A 14,879-nucleotide genomic window follows, 5' to 3' on the forward strand; every position below is an offset into this window, starting at 1 on the left:
GGACGCTGTGTGCGCCTTGCACCCTGCGGCAGCACAGCCCGGCCGTGCGGCGGGGACGGGTGGGGCGGGGGCTGGGTCTTTTATTTCCTGCCGGGGCCCCCATTTATGCAGCAGGGCTGGAAATGGCGGGTTTCCGGGCCGGCCGCAGGCCTGTCGTTTCCCCGCCGGCGCGTTTTGGCAACGCCGCGCGAGAGGCCCCGTGCTGCACGGTACAATTGACAGGTTTTGCACCGGCCCGCCCAGGCCCTGCGCGCCCAGGATTGGCAGTAAAAGAGCAAAAAGAGAAAAGAGAACCGGCGGCACTGGCCGCTTTCCATGCTCGGCAGCGCAGCGTTCATTCTGGCATCGCATGCCAGGCCTGGACGTAACGAAGCGCTTGCTTTTGCATCGCCGGCCCCGGCAGCCCGCGCCTGATTTCCCGTCTGTTATGCATGCCCGGAGCCTGCTGTCGTACCGGTCCGGATTTTTAATTTCTAGTTGAACCATGGCTAAAGAAGAACTCATCGAAATGCAGGGCTCCGTGACGGAAGTGCTGCCGGATTCGCGATTTCGTGTCACGCTGGACAACGGGCATCAATTGATCGCCTACACCGGCGGCAAGATGCGCAAGCACCACATCCGCATCCTGGCGGGTGACAAGGTGTCCCTCGAAATGTCGCCCTACGACCTCACCAAGGGTCGCATCACCTTCCGTCACCTGCCTGGCCGCGGTCCCGGCCCGTCGTCCGGCTCCCGCTGAGCGCACCTGCGGGCCGCGGTATTTGTCGGGCCTTGCAAATAATGTGCTGGAATCGGCCCGCTGGCCCGGAACGGGCTTCGCGGCGGGTTAGAATGCCAGTTGTCGGAGCGTAGCGCAGCCTGGTAGCGCATCTGCTTTGGGAGCAGAGGGTCGCGAGTTCGAATCCCGCCGCTCCGACCATTGATGTCAAGGGGTCAGGTCCACAAGGCCTGGCCCCTTTTGTCTTTGTGCCATTTCATCCGTCCGGCGCCTGGCCTCGACGGGTTCGCTCCCTGGAGCCTCTGGCATGGGCGAGCTACGTCGTGATACAGGCGCGTGACACGTCCGGGCCATGATGTCGGGTTCACGCGTTTCTTCGCCCGTTCCCTGCAGGAGCGATGCTGCCGAGCCCTTCGCAAGGCAGTCTGGCGGGCCTCATCATTCACCATGTCCATTGAAATTTTTGGCGACAGCCTCATGCGCGGCCCTGGTATCAGCATGGCCATTCCCCGAACCATGATGTCCCTGCGGCCCGGCTGGGTGGTCGAAGACCGCTCCGCCATCGGCCTGCTGATGCAGGATCTGATCCTCGGCTACAAGGAGCCGTACCCGGATGCGCCGGCAGATGCCTATCCGCTCGGGCCGCAGCCGCCCTTCAACGCCATCCGTCGCAGGGGACAGATCATCGTGATCGGCCTCGGGCTCAACGATGCCCTGGAAATGCGCAGCGTCGAACAATACGAGGCCGACCTGCGCGATGCCCTGCGGATCGTCCATTCCGAGTGGCGCACGCCCATCCTGACCGGCATCGTGGACGTGCCGGTGGCCGACCTCTTCACGCCAGAGCGCGTACAGCGCCGCCACGAGCTGAACCAGGTGACCCTCCGGGTGGCCGAGCAGATGGGGGTCTCGCACGCGCGCTGGGGAGAGGACTACCGCGGCGTGGGCGACGTGATCGACAACATCCATCGCACGCAGGCTGCCAGCGACCGGCTGGCAGCGCTGCTGGTCGAGGCCATCGAGCGCACTTTCTGAGTCCGGGCTCGGCCACCGCCACGGATGGGCAGGTGGCTGCCGTGGCCGCCTTAACATCGCGGGGCTGCCGTCCCGGGACGGCGGCGTGTTGACCCACCCGCAGTCCAGGCATGGCACGTCCTTCCCGAATCCATACCCCACCCCTGTCGCAGACCCCTGGCGGCAACGCGCGCGCCGACGCCGTCGATGCGCTGCGCGGCGTCGCCATGGTCTGGATGACCGTCTTCCACTTCTGCTTCGACCTCAGCCACTTCGGCTACTGGCCGCAGGATTTCCGGGGCGACCCGGCCTGGACGATGCAGCGGACGGCCATCGTCAGCCTGTTCCTCTTCTGCGCAGGACTGGGCCAGGCGCTCGCCTGGCAGCAGGGCGTGGGCTGGCGCCGGTTCGGCCAGCGCTGGGTGCGGATCGCCGGCTGCGCATTGCTGGTGAGCGCCGGGTCCTACCTCATGTTCCCGCGCAGCTACATCCATTTCGGCGTGCTGCACGGCATGGCCGTGATGCTGGTGGTGGCCCGCTGTACGGCGGGGTGGGGCGGCTGGCTGTGGCCGGCCGGCGCCCTGGCCCTGGCGGCACCGTGGGCGGGTGGGTGGTTGCTGACCGGGCCGACGGCCGACTGGGCGCCCTGGTTCAACAGCAATGCGCTGAACTGGCTGGGCGTGGTGTCCCGCAAGCCGTTCACCGAAGACTACGTGCCCGTGCTGCCGTGGCTGGGCGTGATGTGGTGGGGGCTGGCCGCAGGGCAGTGGGCGCTGCGCCGCCGTCCGGGCTGGCTGGCGATGCCGGTGCACCGGAATGTGCGCCCCCTGGCGGTGCTGGGGAGCTGGAGCCTGAGCTACTACATGCTGCACCAGCCGGTGCTCATCGGCGCGTTGCTGGCCACGGGGTGGCTGCTGGGCCGCCCATGAAAAAACGCGGCCATGGCCGCGTTTTTCTCTGCAAGGTCGCCAGGCCGATCACTCGACCTTGGCCTTGGCGCGCAGGTCTTCCTGGAACTTGGCCAGCTTCTGCTGCTGCAGTTGCTGTGCGATCTGCGGCTTGACTTCGTCCAGCTTGGGCAGCTTGGCTTCACGAACGTCGTCCAGGCGGATGACGTGCCAGCCGAACTGCGTCTTGACCGGGGTCTGCGTCATCTTGCCCTTGTCGAGCTTCACGAGGGCCTGGGTGAATTCAGCCACGTAGCTGCTCGGGGTGGCCCAGTCGAGGTCGCCGCCACGGGCTCCGGATCCGGGATCCTTGGACTGCTTCTTGGCGATGTCCTCGAACTTCGCACCCTTCTTGATGGAGGCGATGATGGCCTTGGCCTGGTCTTCAGTCTCCACCAGGATGTGGCTGGCCTTGTATTCCTTGCCGGTGTTGGCGGCGACGTACTTGTCGTACTCGGCCTGGATCTCGGCGTCGGTGACGGGGTTGGCCTTCTGGTAGTCGGCGAACAGCTCGCGGATCAGGATGGTCTGGCGTGCCAGTTCCATCTGGTCCTTCACGTTCTGCGAGCCTTCCAGGCCCCGCTTCTGCGCTTCCTGCAGGAAGATCTCGCGGGCGATCACTTCTTCCTTGATCTGACCTTCGATCTCGGGGGTGATGGGCCGGCCGGAGCGTTCGACCTGCTGCTTCAGGACTTCGACGCGTTCCTTGGGCACGGCCTTGCCATTCACGACGGCAACGTTCTGCGCGATGGCGGGCAGGGCGGACGTGCCCAGCACGGCAGCGGCCACAAGGCCGGACAAGAGCTTTTTCTTCATTGGGAAATCCACAAAAAGGAAAGGGCAGGCTGCACGGTGTGCGCCATGGGGGCCCTGGACGTGGGAATCAAGACGATCAGAGAACTTCAATCGCGATGGCGTGCGCACCCTGGTCAATGAACTCCTGCAGCGCATCATACACAAGGCGGTGCCGTGCTACGCGGCTGTGCTCCGTAAACAAAGGTGACGAGATGCGTACCCGGAAATGCGTGCCCGCACCGGTTCCGTTAGCCCCGGCGTGGCCCGCGTGGGCCGCGCTTTCGTCGAGCACCTCGAGCAGGCTGGGCGCCAGGGTTTCGCGCAGCTTGCGCTCCATGGCCTGCGCCGTGATGCCGCCGCTCATGGCTTCGCGTCCTCCGGCGCCGTGCGGGCGCTGTCCTGCGGCTCCTTCATGTAGCGGCTCAGGTAGAGCGCCTGGCCGATCACGAAAACGGCCATCAGCCCGATGCCGCCGAAGAGCTTGAAGGTCACCCAGGTGTCGGTGCTGAAGGCATGCGCCACCCACAGGTTGATGGCGCCCATCGCGGCGAAGAATGCCGTCCAGCTCCAGTTCATGGCGCGCCATGCGGCCTCGGGCAGTTCCATCTGCCCGCCCATGAGCGTGCGGATGAGGTTCTTGCGGAAGAACAGCTGGCCGACCAGCAGCGCGCTCCCCATCAGCCAGTAGAGGACGGTGGGTTTCCACTTGATGAAGGTGTCGCTGTGGGAGAGCAGCGTGGCGCCGCCGAACACCACGATCACGCCGAGGCTGACCCACTGCATCGGTTCGACCCGGCCGTGCCGTATGCGCAGGTAGGCGATCTGGGCCACGGTGGCGGCGATCGCCACGGCCGTGGCCGTGTAGATGCCCCAGACCTTGAAGGCCACGAAGAACAGGATGATGGGGAAGAAGTCGATCAGCAGTTTCATAGATGGGGCAGGGCGGTTGCCGGGCTCGTCATGCGCGTGTCGCGCGCCGTCGCTGGATCAGGCGCCGTCCGGCTCGAAGTCCAGCGACGCGGAATTCATGCAGTAGCGCAGCCCGGTGGGCGCGGGGCCGTCCTCGAACACATGGCCGAGGTGGGCCCCGCATTGTGCACACACCGTCTCGGTGCGGACCATGCCGTGGCTGCGGTCCACAATTTCGCGGATGGCTCCGGGCACCGCCTGGGAGAAGCTGGGCCAGCCGCAGCCGGCGTCGAACTTGGTGACGGAATCGAACAGCTTGGCGCCGCAGCAGACGCAGTGGTAGCTGCCGTCATCCCAGTGGGCTTCGTACTTGCCGGTGAAGGGGCGCTCGGTGGCCGCATGCCGCGTGACCTGCCAGGCCACGGGTTCGGCCCCCTTGTCCTTCAGCAGCGCCTGCCATTCGGCGTCGGTCTTCTGGATGGGGTAGGTCATGATGAACAGCTGATTTCGATGGAAGAGGCCCAGTCGGGCGGGAACCCCGCCCAGTCGGCATGTGCGGGGTGTTCGTCGAAAGGCCGGGCCAGCACGGCCTGCAGCGCATGCAGGGGCGCGAAATCCCCCGTCTTCGCCGCCCGGATGGCCTGCTCGCCCAGGTGGTTGCGCAGCACGAAGCGGGGATTGGTGCGCTGCATGAGGCTGGCTGGGTCCTGCGCGGCCTCGTTGCCGAGCCGTTGCCGGTAGCGCGCTGCCCAGGCGTCCCATCCGGCCCGGTCGACGAACAGGTCGCGCACCGGCACGAAATCGCCGCTGGCCACGGCCTGCGAGAGCCGGTGCCAGAAGACGGTGTAGTCCACGGCGTCTGTCGCCAGCAGCCCGAGCAGGTCGTCCACCAGCGCGGCGTCTCCTTCGGCGGCCGACGCCAGGCCGAGCTTGGCGCGCATGCGGGCCATGTACTCTGCGGGAAAGGCCGTGCGGTAGGGCTCCAGCGCAGCCTGGGCGAGCCCGGTGTCTTCGATCAGCGGCATCAGCGCCTGGCCGAGGCAGAAGAGGTTCCAGTAGGCGACCTGCGGCTGGCGGTTGAAGGCGTAGCGGCCCTGGCTGTCGCTGTGGTTGCAGATGTGCCCCGGCACGAAGGCATCGAGGAACTGGAAGGGCCCGTAGTCGATGGTGAGCCCCAGGATGCTCATGTTGTCGGTGTTCATCACCCCGTGGCAGAAACCCACGGCCTGCCACTGCGCGATCAGCGCGGCGGTGCGGGCGCCCACCGCCTGCAGCAGCGCAGCGTAGGGGTTGCCGCCGGGCGCATCGCCGCTACCGCGGCAGCCGGGGTAGTAGCGGTCGATCACGTAGTCCGCCAGTGCGCGCAGTTCGCGCACCTGGTCGCGCGCCGCGAAGTGCTCGAAATGGCCGAACCGCACGAAGCTGGGTGCCACGCGCGTCACGACGGCGGCTGTCTCGATTTCCTCGCGCGCCACGGGCGCGGGCGAAGCCGTCAGCGCCAGCGCGCGGGTGGTCGGGATGCCCAGCGCATGCATGGCCTCGCTGCAGAGGAACTCGCGGATGGACGAACGCAGCACAGCCCGGCCGTCGCCCATGCGCGAATAGGGGGTGCGGCCGCTGCCCTTGAGTTGTACTTCGTAGCCGGTTTCCGTCTCGCCGAGCAGGATGGCGCGGCCGTCGCCCAATTGCCCGGCCCAGACACCGAACTGGTGGCCGCTGTAGACGCTGGCCAGGGGCCGCATGCCGCGCAGCAGCGCGTTGCCCGACAGCACCTGCACCGCCGCATCGCTGCCCAGCCAGTCCGTATCCAGGCCGATGAGCCGGGCGGTGACCTCGCTGCCCGCGACCCACCGGGGATCGGGCAGCGGCGTGGGGACCAGTTCGGTGAAGAAGCCGGGCCCCAGGGCGGCGAAACCGTCCCGCCAGGCCAGGCCCGAGCGGGCCTCGGCCGTCGGGGCGGAGGGGGCGGTGGTCGTCATTGCCGCCATTGTCTCCCACCGCCTTTGCCAGGGAGGCCCACAGGGGCTTGCACCGGGGGGCGCAGGCCCGCGCACCGCCTGTCAACCTGGCGACAGGGGGCGCCGGACGCGGGGTTGCCCTGGGGGCTCGGCACCGTAGCGCAGGGTTAGGATTCGACGATCACCATATCCACAGGAATAGAAGGAGACACCATGCTGGGCCTGATGCAGAGCCAACCCCTGCTGATTTCGACGCTCGTCGAGTTCGCGGAACGCCACCACGGCGATGCGCAGATCGTCTCGCGGCGCGTGGAAGGCGACATCCACCGCTACACCTACCGGGACATGGCCGCCCGTGCGCGCCAGCTCGCGAACACGCTGGACGGGGAGGGGCTCTCCCCCAGCGCCCGCGTCGCCAGCCTGGCATGGAACGGCTACCGCCACCTGGAGATGTATTACGGGGTGAGCGGTTCGGGCCGCGTGCTGCACACCATCAATCCGCGGCTGCATCCCGACCAGGTCGCCTGGATCGTGAACCACGCGGAGGACGAAGTGCTGTGCTTCGATCTCACGTTCCTGCCCATCGTGCAGGCGGTGCATGCGAAGTGCCCCACGGTCCGGCGCTGGGTGGCGCTCTGCGATGCCGACCGGCTGCCGCAGGACACGGGCATTCCGCAGCTCACGAGCTACGAGAGCTGGATCGGCGCGGCCTCCAGCGAGTACGCCTGGCCGGTGTTCGACGAGAACTCCGCCTCCAGCCTCTGCTACACCAGCGGCACCACGGGCCATCCCAAGGGCGTGCTCTACAGCCACCGCTCCTCGGTCCTGCACGCGTACGCCGCGGCCCTGCCCGATGTCATGGGCCTGTCGGCCAGCGATTCGGTGCTGCCTGTGGTGCCGATGTTCCATGTCAATGCCTGGGGTATTCCGTACTCGGCGCCGCTCACCGGATGCAAGCTGGTCTTCCCCGGCCCGGCGCTGGACGGCAAGTCCGTCTATGACCTCATGGACGCCGAGGGCGTGACCTTCGCGGCCGGCGTGCCGACCGTGTGGCAGATGCTGCTGCAGCACGTGAAATCGATCGGCGGCCGGTTCGGCAAGCTCCGGCGCACGGTGATCGGCGGTTCTGCCTGCCCGCCCGCGATGATCGAGGCCTTCCAGAACGACTACGGCGTGCGCGTGCTGCATGCCTGGGGCATGACCGAGATGAGCCCCCTGGGCACGCTCTGCTCGCTCAAGAACAAGCACATGGACCTGCCGGAGCCGGAGCGCATGAAGATCCTGCTCAAGCAGGGCCGCGCCATCTACGGCGTCGATATGAAGATCGTCGATGGCGACGGGCGCGAACTGCCCTGGGACGGCAGGACCTACGGCGACCTGCTGGTGAAGGGCCCCTGGATCGTGGACCGCTACTACCGCTCGGACGAGAGCCCGCTGGTGCCCGACGCGCAGGGGCGCGGCTGGTTCCCCACGGGCGACGTGGCCACCATCGACCCTGACGGCTACATGCAGATCACGGACCGCAGCAAGGACGTGATCAAGTCCGGTGGCGAATGGATCAGCTCGATCGACATCGAGAACATCGCCATGGCGCATCCCGCCGTGGCGATGGCGGCCTGCGTGGGCATGCCGCATCCGAAGTGGGACGAACGGCCCATCGTGGCCGTGGTGCGGCGCCAGGGCGCGGAACTCACGCGCGAGGAACTGCTGGCCTTCTACGAGGGCAAGACCGCGAAATGGCAGATCCCGGACGATGTCGTGTTCCTGGACGCGATTCCCATCGGCGCGACCGGGAAGATGCTCAAGGCCAGGCTGCGCGACCAACTGCAGGGCTATCGCCTTCCCGGGCTGTGAGCGGCGCGGCGCAGGCCATGGGGCCGGCCGCCGCGAGTCGCCTGCGGGATAGACGCTAGGGTGAATCCCTGACCGCCGCAGCGTACCTCGCCTGTACGCTGCGGCGTGTTCGGTGACCCCTACAACGCAAGGAGACAGGCGATGAGATTTGCTATCAAGTTAGTAGCCGCATCTGCAATCTTGGCAACCGCAGGCGGTGCATTCGCTCAAAAGGGTGAAACCGTGAAGATCGCCTGGCTCGATCCGCTCTCGGGGCTGATGGCCGCGGTGGGCACCAACCAACTCAAGAGCTTCCAGTTCCTGGCCGAGGAGTTCAGCAAGAAGAACGCCTCGGGCGTGAAGTTCGAGGTCATCGGCATCGATAACAAGCTCAGCCCGCAGGAAACCACGAGCGCGCTGCGCTCCGCGATGGACCAGGGCGCGCGCTACGTGGTGCAGGGCAACGGCTCGGGCCCCGCGCTCGCCATCATCGACGCGCTGGAAAAGCACAACGCGCGCAACCCCGGCAAGGAGGTGGTCTACCTCAACTACGCCGCGGTCGATCCGGACCTCACGAACAGCAAGTGCAGCTACTGGCACTTCCGCCTCGATGCCGACACCTCGATGAAGATGGAGGCCATGACCACCTTCATGAAGGACCAGCCCGACATCAAGAAGGTCTATCTCATCAACCAGAACTACGCGCACGGACAGCAGGTGTCCAAGTACGCCAAGGAAAACCTGGCCCGCAAGCGGCCCGACGTGCAGATCGTGGGCGACGACCTGCATCCCCTGGCACAGGTGCGCGACTTCGCGCCCTACATCGCGAAGATCAAGCAGTCTGGCGCCGACACGGTGATCACCGGCAACTGGGGTTCCGACCTCGCGCTGCTGATCAAGGCCGCGAACGACGCGGGCCTGAACAACGTCAACTTCTACACCTATTACGGCGGCGTGACCGGTTCGCCCACCGCCATGGGAGCGGCAGCGGCCGGGCGCGTGTACATGGTCTCGTACAACCACCTGAACCTGCCCGGTGACATCGGCCGCGTGGTGGCCGACTACAAGAAGAAATTCAACGACGACATGTACACGGGCGCGGTCTACCATGCCTTCGCGATGCTGGACGCGGGCTTCGTGAAGGCCAGGAGCACCGATCCCGTGAAGGTGGCGCAGGTGCTCGAAGGCATGAAGTTCAACAGCTTCAACGGCGAGGTGGAGATGCGCAAGTCCGACCACCAGCTGCAGCAGGGCCTCTTCGTCTCGAAGTGGGAGAAGGCGGGCGGCAAGTACCCCTACGACGCGGAGAATACGGGCTACACCTTCGTGCCCGTGAAGTACTACGAGCCCTATGTGGCGAGCACGCCCACCTCGTGCCAGATGAAGCGGCCCTCCTGACCGCACGGCCCCGCCGCGGGGCCTTCGCATCGGACGGGCCCGGAAGAACGCCATTCCGGGCCCGGTCTCCGGCCTTTCCTTCTCCTCCCGCCTTCCCGCAGCGCCTCGCGGCCTGATACCGATGAACCTCGAGTTTTTCGTCATCTCCCTGCTCAATGGATTGAGCTACGGGCTCCTGCTGTTCATGCTGAGCTCCGGGCTGACGCTGATCTTCAGCATGATGGGCGTGCTCAATTTCGCCCACACCAGCTTCTACATGCTCGGCGCCTATTTCGCGTATTCCATTTCGGGCGTGGTGGGTTTCTGGCCCGCGCTCGTCATCGCGCCGCTGGCCGTGGGGGCGCTGGGCGCGGCCTTCGAGCGCTATGCGCTGCGGCGCGTGCACAAGTTCGGCCATGTGCCGGAATTGCTCGTCACCTTCGGCCTGTCGTACCTCATCCTCGAGGTCGTGCAGCTCGTCTGGGGCCGCTCCACCGTGCCCTACGCGCTGCCATCCCAATTGCAGGGGCCGCTCTTCACGCTCTACGGCACGCAGTTCCCCAAATCCCGCTCCTTCGTGATGCTGGTGGCGCTGCTGATGCTGCTGTCCGTCTGGCTGGTCCTGACCCGCACCCGCATCGGCCTCGTCATCCAGGCGGCGCTCAAGCAGCCCGAGATGGTGGAGGCACTCGGCCACAACGTCCCCCGGGTCTTCATGCTGGTGTTCGGCGGCGGCTGCGCGCTGGCCGGGCTCGCGGGCGTCATCGGCGGCAACACCTACGTCACCGAGCCCGCGATGGCCGCCTCGGTGGGGTCCATCATCTTCGTGGTCGTCGTGGTGGGGGGCATGGGGTCGCTCGCGGGGGCCTTCCTGGCCTCGCTGATCATCGGCCTGGTGCAGACCTTCGCCGTCGCCCTGGACTACTCGCTGGCGGATGCGCTGCGCACCGCGGGCATGGCCGTCACCGACCAGACCTTCGGCTACCCCGTGCTCAAGCTCACGATCTCGCAGGTCGCTCCGATCCTGCCGTACCTTTTCCTCGTGCTGATCCTGATCTTCCGCCCCAAGGGGCTGCTCGGAACGCGGGAGGACTGACACCATGGCCATGCATCCAACTTCCGGGGTCTATCGTTTCCGGCCGCTCGACATCGGCCGTGCCGTGGTCTGGGGCCTGTTCGCGCTGGCGCTGATCGTGGCGCCCATGCTGTTCACCAGCAGCCTGGCGCTCACCATGCTCTCGCAGATCGGCTACCTCATCATCATCTGCCTGTCCTACAACATCCTGCTGGGGCAGGGCGGCATGCTGAGCTTCGGGCACGCCGTCTATACCGGCCTGGGCTCCTTCATGGCCGTGCACGCGATGAACTGGGCGGGCAAGGGCGCGCTGCCCGTGCCGCTGGTGCTCATCCCGCTGGTGGGCGGCCTGGCCGGCATGTTCTTCGCGGTGCTGCTGGGCTTCGTCACCACGAAGAAATCCGGCACCACCTTCGCGATGATCACACTGGGCATCGGCGAGCTGGTGGCCTCCATGGCGCTGATGTTTCCCGAGGTGTTCGGCGGCGAGGGCGGCATCACGACCGACCGCGTGTATGGCAAGGGCTTCTTCGGCATCACGTTCGGCCCGGCCATCCAGGTGTACTACCTGATCGCCGCCTACTGCTTCGTCTGCACCGCGCTCATGTTCGCCTTCACCGGCACGCCGCTGGGCCGGATGCTGAACGCGGTACGCGACAACCCGGAGCGCGTGGAGTTCATCGGCTACAACACCCAGCGCGTGCGCTACTACGCCTTCATCATCTCGGGCTTCTTCGCCGGCATCGGCGGCGCGCTGGCTGCGATCAATTTCGAGATCGTCACCGCGGCCGACAGCGTGAGCGTGATGCGCTCGGGCTCCTACCTGCTGTTCACCTTCCTCGGCGGCGCTACCTTCTTCTTCGGCCCCATCATCGGCGCGGTGCTGCTGGTCTTCGCCTCCGTGCTGCTGTCGGAGCTCTCCAAGGCCTGGCTGCTGTACCTGGGCCTGGTGTTCCTCTTCATGGTGATGTATGCCCCTGGCGGCATCGCGAGCCTGATCATGATGAACCTGCGCGTCGCGCGCCATGGGCGGCTGAAGCCGCTATTGCCCGGCTACCTCGCGCTGGCCTGCTCCGCACTCGTTGCGGTCGCGGGTGCCGCCGCGATGATCGAGATGACCTACCACCTGCAGCTCAACGCGGCGCTCGGGCCGCAGATCGGATTCCTGGGCATGACGCTCGACGCGCGCAGTGCCGCGACCTGGACCGGCGCCGGCCTCGTGTTCGCCGTGGGGCTGGGCCTGTTCGAGCTGTGCCGCAGGCGCTTCGCCCGGGCCTGGGGCGCCACCCAGGAGAGCATCGAACGCGACCTGCAGTCGGGCCTCTCCGGCCGGGGAGGCCGCGCATGACGGCCATCCACAGCACTTCCGGAGCACCGGCGCTGGAGTTGCGCGACCTGCGCAAACGCTTCGGCAAGACGGAAATCATCCGCGGCGCCAACCTGTCGGTGCGCGCCGGCGAGCGCGTGGCCATCATCGGCCCGAACGGCGCGGGCAAGTCCACGCTGTTCAACCTGATCAGCGGGCGCTTCGGGCCCACGAGCGGCGAGGTGCTGCTCAACGGGCAGCGCATCGACGGCAGGGCGCCGTACGAGATCAACCGCATGGGCCTGTCGCGCAGCTTCCAGATCACCAACATCTTCCCGAAACTGAGCGTGTTCGAGAATCTGCGCTGCGGCGTGCTCTGGAGTCTGGGCTACCGCTACAGCTTCTGGCGCTTCCTCTCGCGGCTCCACGACGCGAACGCCCGGGCGGAGGAACTGCTGGGGCAGATCCACCTGGAATCCAAGCGCGACACCCTGGCCATGAACCTGACCTATGCGGAGCAGCGCGCGCTGGAGATCGGCATCACTATCGCCGGCGGCGCGAACGTCATCCTGCTGGACGAACCCACCGCGGGCATGAGCAAGAGCGAGACCGCGCGCTTCATCCAGCTGATCCGCGAAGTCACGCAAGGGCGCACGCTGCTCACGGTGGAGCACGACATGGGCGTGGTCTTCGGCCTGGCCGACCGCATCGCCGTGGTGGTGTACGGGGAGGTGATCGCCTTCGACACGCCGGAAGCCGTGCGCGCCAACCCCCGCGTGCAGGAGGCCTACCTGGGATCGGTGATCGCTGCAGAGCAGGCGGAGGGCCACTGACATGCTGCACATCGACAATCTGCACGCCTACTACGGCAAGAGCCACGTGCTGCACGGCGTGGGCTTCGACGTGGCGCCCGGCGAGATCGTGGCCCTGCTGGGTCGCAACGGCTCGGGCCGCTCCACCACGGCCAAGGCCATCATGGGCCTGGTGCACTGGGAGGGCACGCTGGAATGGAAAGGCCAGGGGCTCACCGGCCGCAAGCCCTACGAGATCGCGCACCTGGGCCTGGGCTACGTGCCCGAGAGCCGTGACGTGTTTCCCAACCTGACCGTGCACCAGAACCTGCTGTTGGGCCAGAAGGGCCGCGGCAAGGGCAGCCGCTGGGGCTTCGACGACATGTACGAGATGTTCCCGCGCCTCAAGGAGCGCCAGCACACCGAGGCAGGGGTGATGTCCGGTGGCGAGCAGCAGATGCTCACCCTGTGCCGCACGCTCATGGGCGATCCGGACCTCATCATCATCGACGAGCCCACCGAGGGCCTGGCCCCGAAGATCGTCGAACTGGTGGGCGAATACCTCACGAAGATCCGCGAGCGCGGCGTGTCGGTGCTGCTCATCGAGCAGAAACTCACGATCGCCATGCGCATCTCCGACCGGGCACTCGTCATGGGCCACGGCAGCATCGTCTTCGACGGCACGCCCGAGGGCCTGCGCGCTGACACGGCCGTGCGCAAGGAGTGGCTGGAGGTGTGAGCCCGGCCCCGCCGGCATCGCCACCGGCGGGAAACGGTCGTGTCATTCAGGACTGCCATGCCCAATGGGGCTTGTCGGATAGTTGTCATCAAATGGAAATGTTTCTTTATTAACATTTTTTGACATCATTTCCGGCGCCTCAGGCATGTCCGAATCCCGTGCGTATCTGACCGAATTCCGCCCCCGTTTCCGTCCCCCGAGCGCTGCGGATCTCTGCACCCCGGTGCCCAGCATGACCGCCGGGCAGACTAACGAGGAGGTCATGGAGGTGTTCAGCCGGCACCGGGACCTCGCCGCGCTGCCCGTGGTGGAGGGCGAGCGGCCCATCGGCCTCATCAACCGCAACATCTTCCTTTCGCAGATGAGCAAGCAGTTCCGCATGGAACTGTACGGCCGCAAGAGCTGCATCGCCTTCATGGACAAGGAGCCCCTCGTCGTGGATGCGGCGATGGACATCGACACGCTCACCCGCCGCACGGTGGAATACGGCGAGAAGGCGCTGTCCGACGGTTTCATCATCACGCGCGAGGGCGCGTTCGCCGGCGTGGGCAACGGCCTGCAACTGATGCGCGTGGTCGCGGACCTGCAGGCGTCGCGCAACCGGCAGATCATGCACAGCATCGAGTACGCCAGCGTGATACAGCAATCCACGCTGCGCACCTCCCGGGAGACGCTGACACGCGCCTGTCCGCAGGCCGACCTGGTCTGGGAGCCGCGCGACGTGGTCGGCGGCGATTTCTACCAGTTCTGCCTGGCGGACGGCGGCTGGTTCGGCGCCGTGGCGGACTGCACCGGGCACGGCGTGCCCGGTGCCTTCATGACGCTCATCGCGTCCACCAGCCTGGGGCAGGCGATCGAGCGGCACGGGCCGCGCGATCCGGCCTGCCTGCTGGGCAGCGTGAACCAGAGCATCAAGCAGGTGCTGGGCCAGGTGGACGGCAAGGACGAAACACCGGGTTCCGACGACGGCATGGACGCCGCCTTCTTCTGGTACGAGCCCGCCGCCGAGCGGCTGGTGTTCGCCGGTGCCCGGCTCTCGCTCCATGTGCTCAGGCCCGGCGCCGATGCCGTGGAAACCACCGAAGGCCAGCGCAAGGGCGTGGGCTACGTGGACAGCGGGATGGATTACGCATGGCAGAACCAGGTCCTGCACCTGCCGGCAGGCAGCCTCGTGTTCATCGCCACGGACGGGCTGACCGACCAGGTGGGCGGCCCGCGCGCCATCGCGCTGGGCAAGCGCCGGATCCGCGAACTGCTGCTGGGCCACCGGGACGGACGTCCGGAAGACATCAACCGCGCCGTGCGCGAGGCCCTGCACCAATGGCAGGGCGAACACGGCCGCCGCGACGACGTGACGTTCCTGAGCTTCCGCACCTGAAGCCGCCCGCCATCCACGACTCCCGCACCAAGGCCTTCC

General features: G+C 66.8%; 15 protein-coding genes and 1 tRNA gene. 11 read left to right on the top strand and 5 right to left on the bottom strand.

The window, feature by feature from the left end:
• The first annotated feature begins 484 nt into the window (after positions 1-484).
• The 4 genes from infA to ACAV_RS11595 all read left to right on the top strand — a co-directional run bounded on the left by infA (position 485) and on the right by ACAV_RS11595 (position 2,661).
• Positions 485-739, top strand: coding sequence for a translation initiation factor IF-1 (gene infA, locus ACAV_RS11580; protein WP_013594762.1), 255 nt, complete (start codon positions 485-487; stop codon positions 737-739).
• 103 nt (positions 740-842) lie between these two features.
• Positions 843-919 (top strand) — tRNA-Pro (locus ACAV_RS11585).
• Positions 920-1,165: 246 nt separating this feature from the next.
• Positions 1,166-1,753 carry a GDSL-type esterase/lipase family protein gene (locus ACAV_RS11590; protein WP_013594763.1) on the top strand — a complete coding sequence of 196 codons (588 nt, stop codon included), beginning with the start codon at positions 1,166-1,168 and terminating at the stop codon, positions 1,751-1,753.
• Positions 1,754-1,863: 110 nt separating this feature from the next.
• The gene (locus tag ACAV_RS11595; RefSeq protein WP_013594764.1) at positions 1,864-2,661 is read left to right on the top strand and encodes a heparan-alpha-glucosaminide N-acetyltransferase; all 798 of its coding nucleotides are present in this window, start codon (positions 1,864-1,866) and stop codon (positions 2,659-2,661) included.
• 48 nt (positions 2,662-2,709) lie between these two features.
• On the opposite strand, the gene ACAV_RS11600 is transcribed toward ACAV_RS11595, so the two are convergent.
• The 5 genes from ACAV_RS11600 to ACAV_RS11620 form a co-directional block, all read right to left on the bottom strand.
• On the bottom strand, positions 2,710-3,495 hold the full coding sequence (locus ACAV_RS11600; RefSeq protein WP_013594765.1) for a foldase protein PrsA: 786 nt from the start codon (positions 3,493-3,495) through the stop codon (positions 2,710-2,712).
• A 76-nt stretch (positions 3,496-3,571) separates the two neighbouring features.
• Positions 3,572-3,838: a BolA family protein gene (locus ACAV_RS11605; protein ID WP_013594766.1), complete on the bottom strand. Its 267-nt coding sequence runs from the start codon at positions 3,836-3,838 to the stop codon at positions 3,572-3,574.
• A complete protein-coding gene (locus ACAV_RS11610) occupies positions 3,835-4,404 on the bottom strand; it encodes a septation protein A (protein WP_013594767.1) in 570 nt (189 codons plus the stop codon). Before ACAV_RS11610 ends, ACAV_RS11605 begins: the two co-directional genes overlap by 4 nt.
• 57 nt (positions 4,405-4,461) lie before the next feature.
• Positions 4,462-4,875, bottom strand: coding sequence for a peptide-methionine (R)-S-oxide reductase MsrB (gene msrB, locus ACAV_RS11615; protein ID WP_013594768.1), 414 nt, complete (start codon positions 4,873-4,875; stop codon positions 4,462-4,464).
• A complete protein-coding gene (locus tag ACAV_RS11620; protein WP_013594769.1) occupies positions 4,872-6,362 on the bottom strand; it encodes a protein adenylyltransferase SelO in 1,491 nt (496 codons plus the stop codon). Before ACAV_RS11620 ends, msrB begins: the two co-directional genes overlap by 4 nt.
• 192 nt (positions 6,363-6,554) lie before the next feature.
• On the opposite strand from ACAV_RS11620, the gene ACAV_RS11625 reads away from it, so the two are divergent.
• The 7 genes from ACAV_RS11625 (at position 6,555) to ACAV_RS11655 (ending at position 14,840) form a co-directional block, all read left to right on the top strand.
• Complete coding sequence (locus ACAV_RS11625) at positions 6,555-8,195, top strand: 3-(methylthio)propionyl-CoA ligase (protein WP_013594770.1); 1,641 nt, start codon at positions 6,555-6,557, stop codon at positions 8,193-8,195.
• Between the two features lie 141 nt (positions 8,196-8,336).
• Positions 8,337-9,572: a branched-chain amino acid ABC transporter substrate-binding protein gene (locus ACAV_RS11630; protein ID WP_013594771.1), complete on the top strand. Its 1,236-nt coding sequence runs from the start codon at positions 8,337-8,339 to the stop codon at positions 9,570-9,572.
• A gap of 121 nt (positions 9,573-9,693) precedes the next feature.
• Entirely contained in the window at positions 9,694-10,647 is a 954-nt protein-coding gene (locus tag ACAV_RS11635; RefSeq protein ID WP_013594772.1) for a branched-chain amino acid ABC transporter permease, read from the top strand.
• Between the two features lie 4 nt (positions 10,648-10,651).
• Positions 10,652-11,974, top strand: coding sequence for a branched-chain amino acid ABC transporter permease (locus tag ACAV_RS11640; protein ID WP_013594773.1), 1,323 nt, complete (start codon positions 10,652-10,654; stop codon positions 11,972-11,974).
• Complete coding sequence (locus ACAV_RS11645; RefSeq protein WP_013594774.1) at positions 11,971-12,765, top strand: ABC transporter ATP-binding protein; 795 nt, start codon at positions 11,971-11,973, stop codon at positions 12,763-12,765. Before ACAV_RS11640 ends, ACAV_RS11645 begins: the two co-directional genes overlap by 4 nt.
• A 1-nt stretch (position 12,766) precedes the next feature.
• On the top strand, positions 12,767-13,462 hold the full coding sequence (locus tag ACAV_RS11650) for an ABC transporter ATP-binding protein (protein WP_013594775.1): 696 nt from the start codon (positions 12,767-12,769) through the stop codon (positions 13,460-13,462).
• Between the two features lie 145 nt (positions 13,463-13,607).
• Positions 13,608-14,840, top strand: a complete 1,233-nt coding sequence (locus ACAV_RS11655) for a SpoIIE family protein phosphatase (protein ID WP_013594776.1) — start codon at positions 13,608-13,610, stop codon at positions 14,838-14,840.
• Positions 14,841-14,879 lie beyond the last annotated feature (39 nt).

It is taken from the genome of Paracidovorax avenae ATCC 19860 (assembly GCF_000176855.2).
GTDB classification, from domain to species: domain Bacteria; phylum Pseudomonadota; class Gammaproteobacteria; order Burkholderiales; family Burkholderiaceae_C; genus Paracidovorax; species Paracidovorax avenae.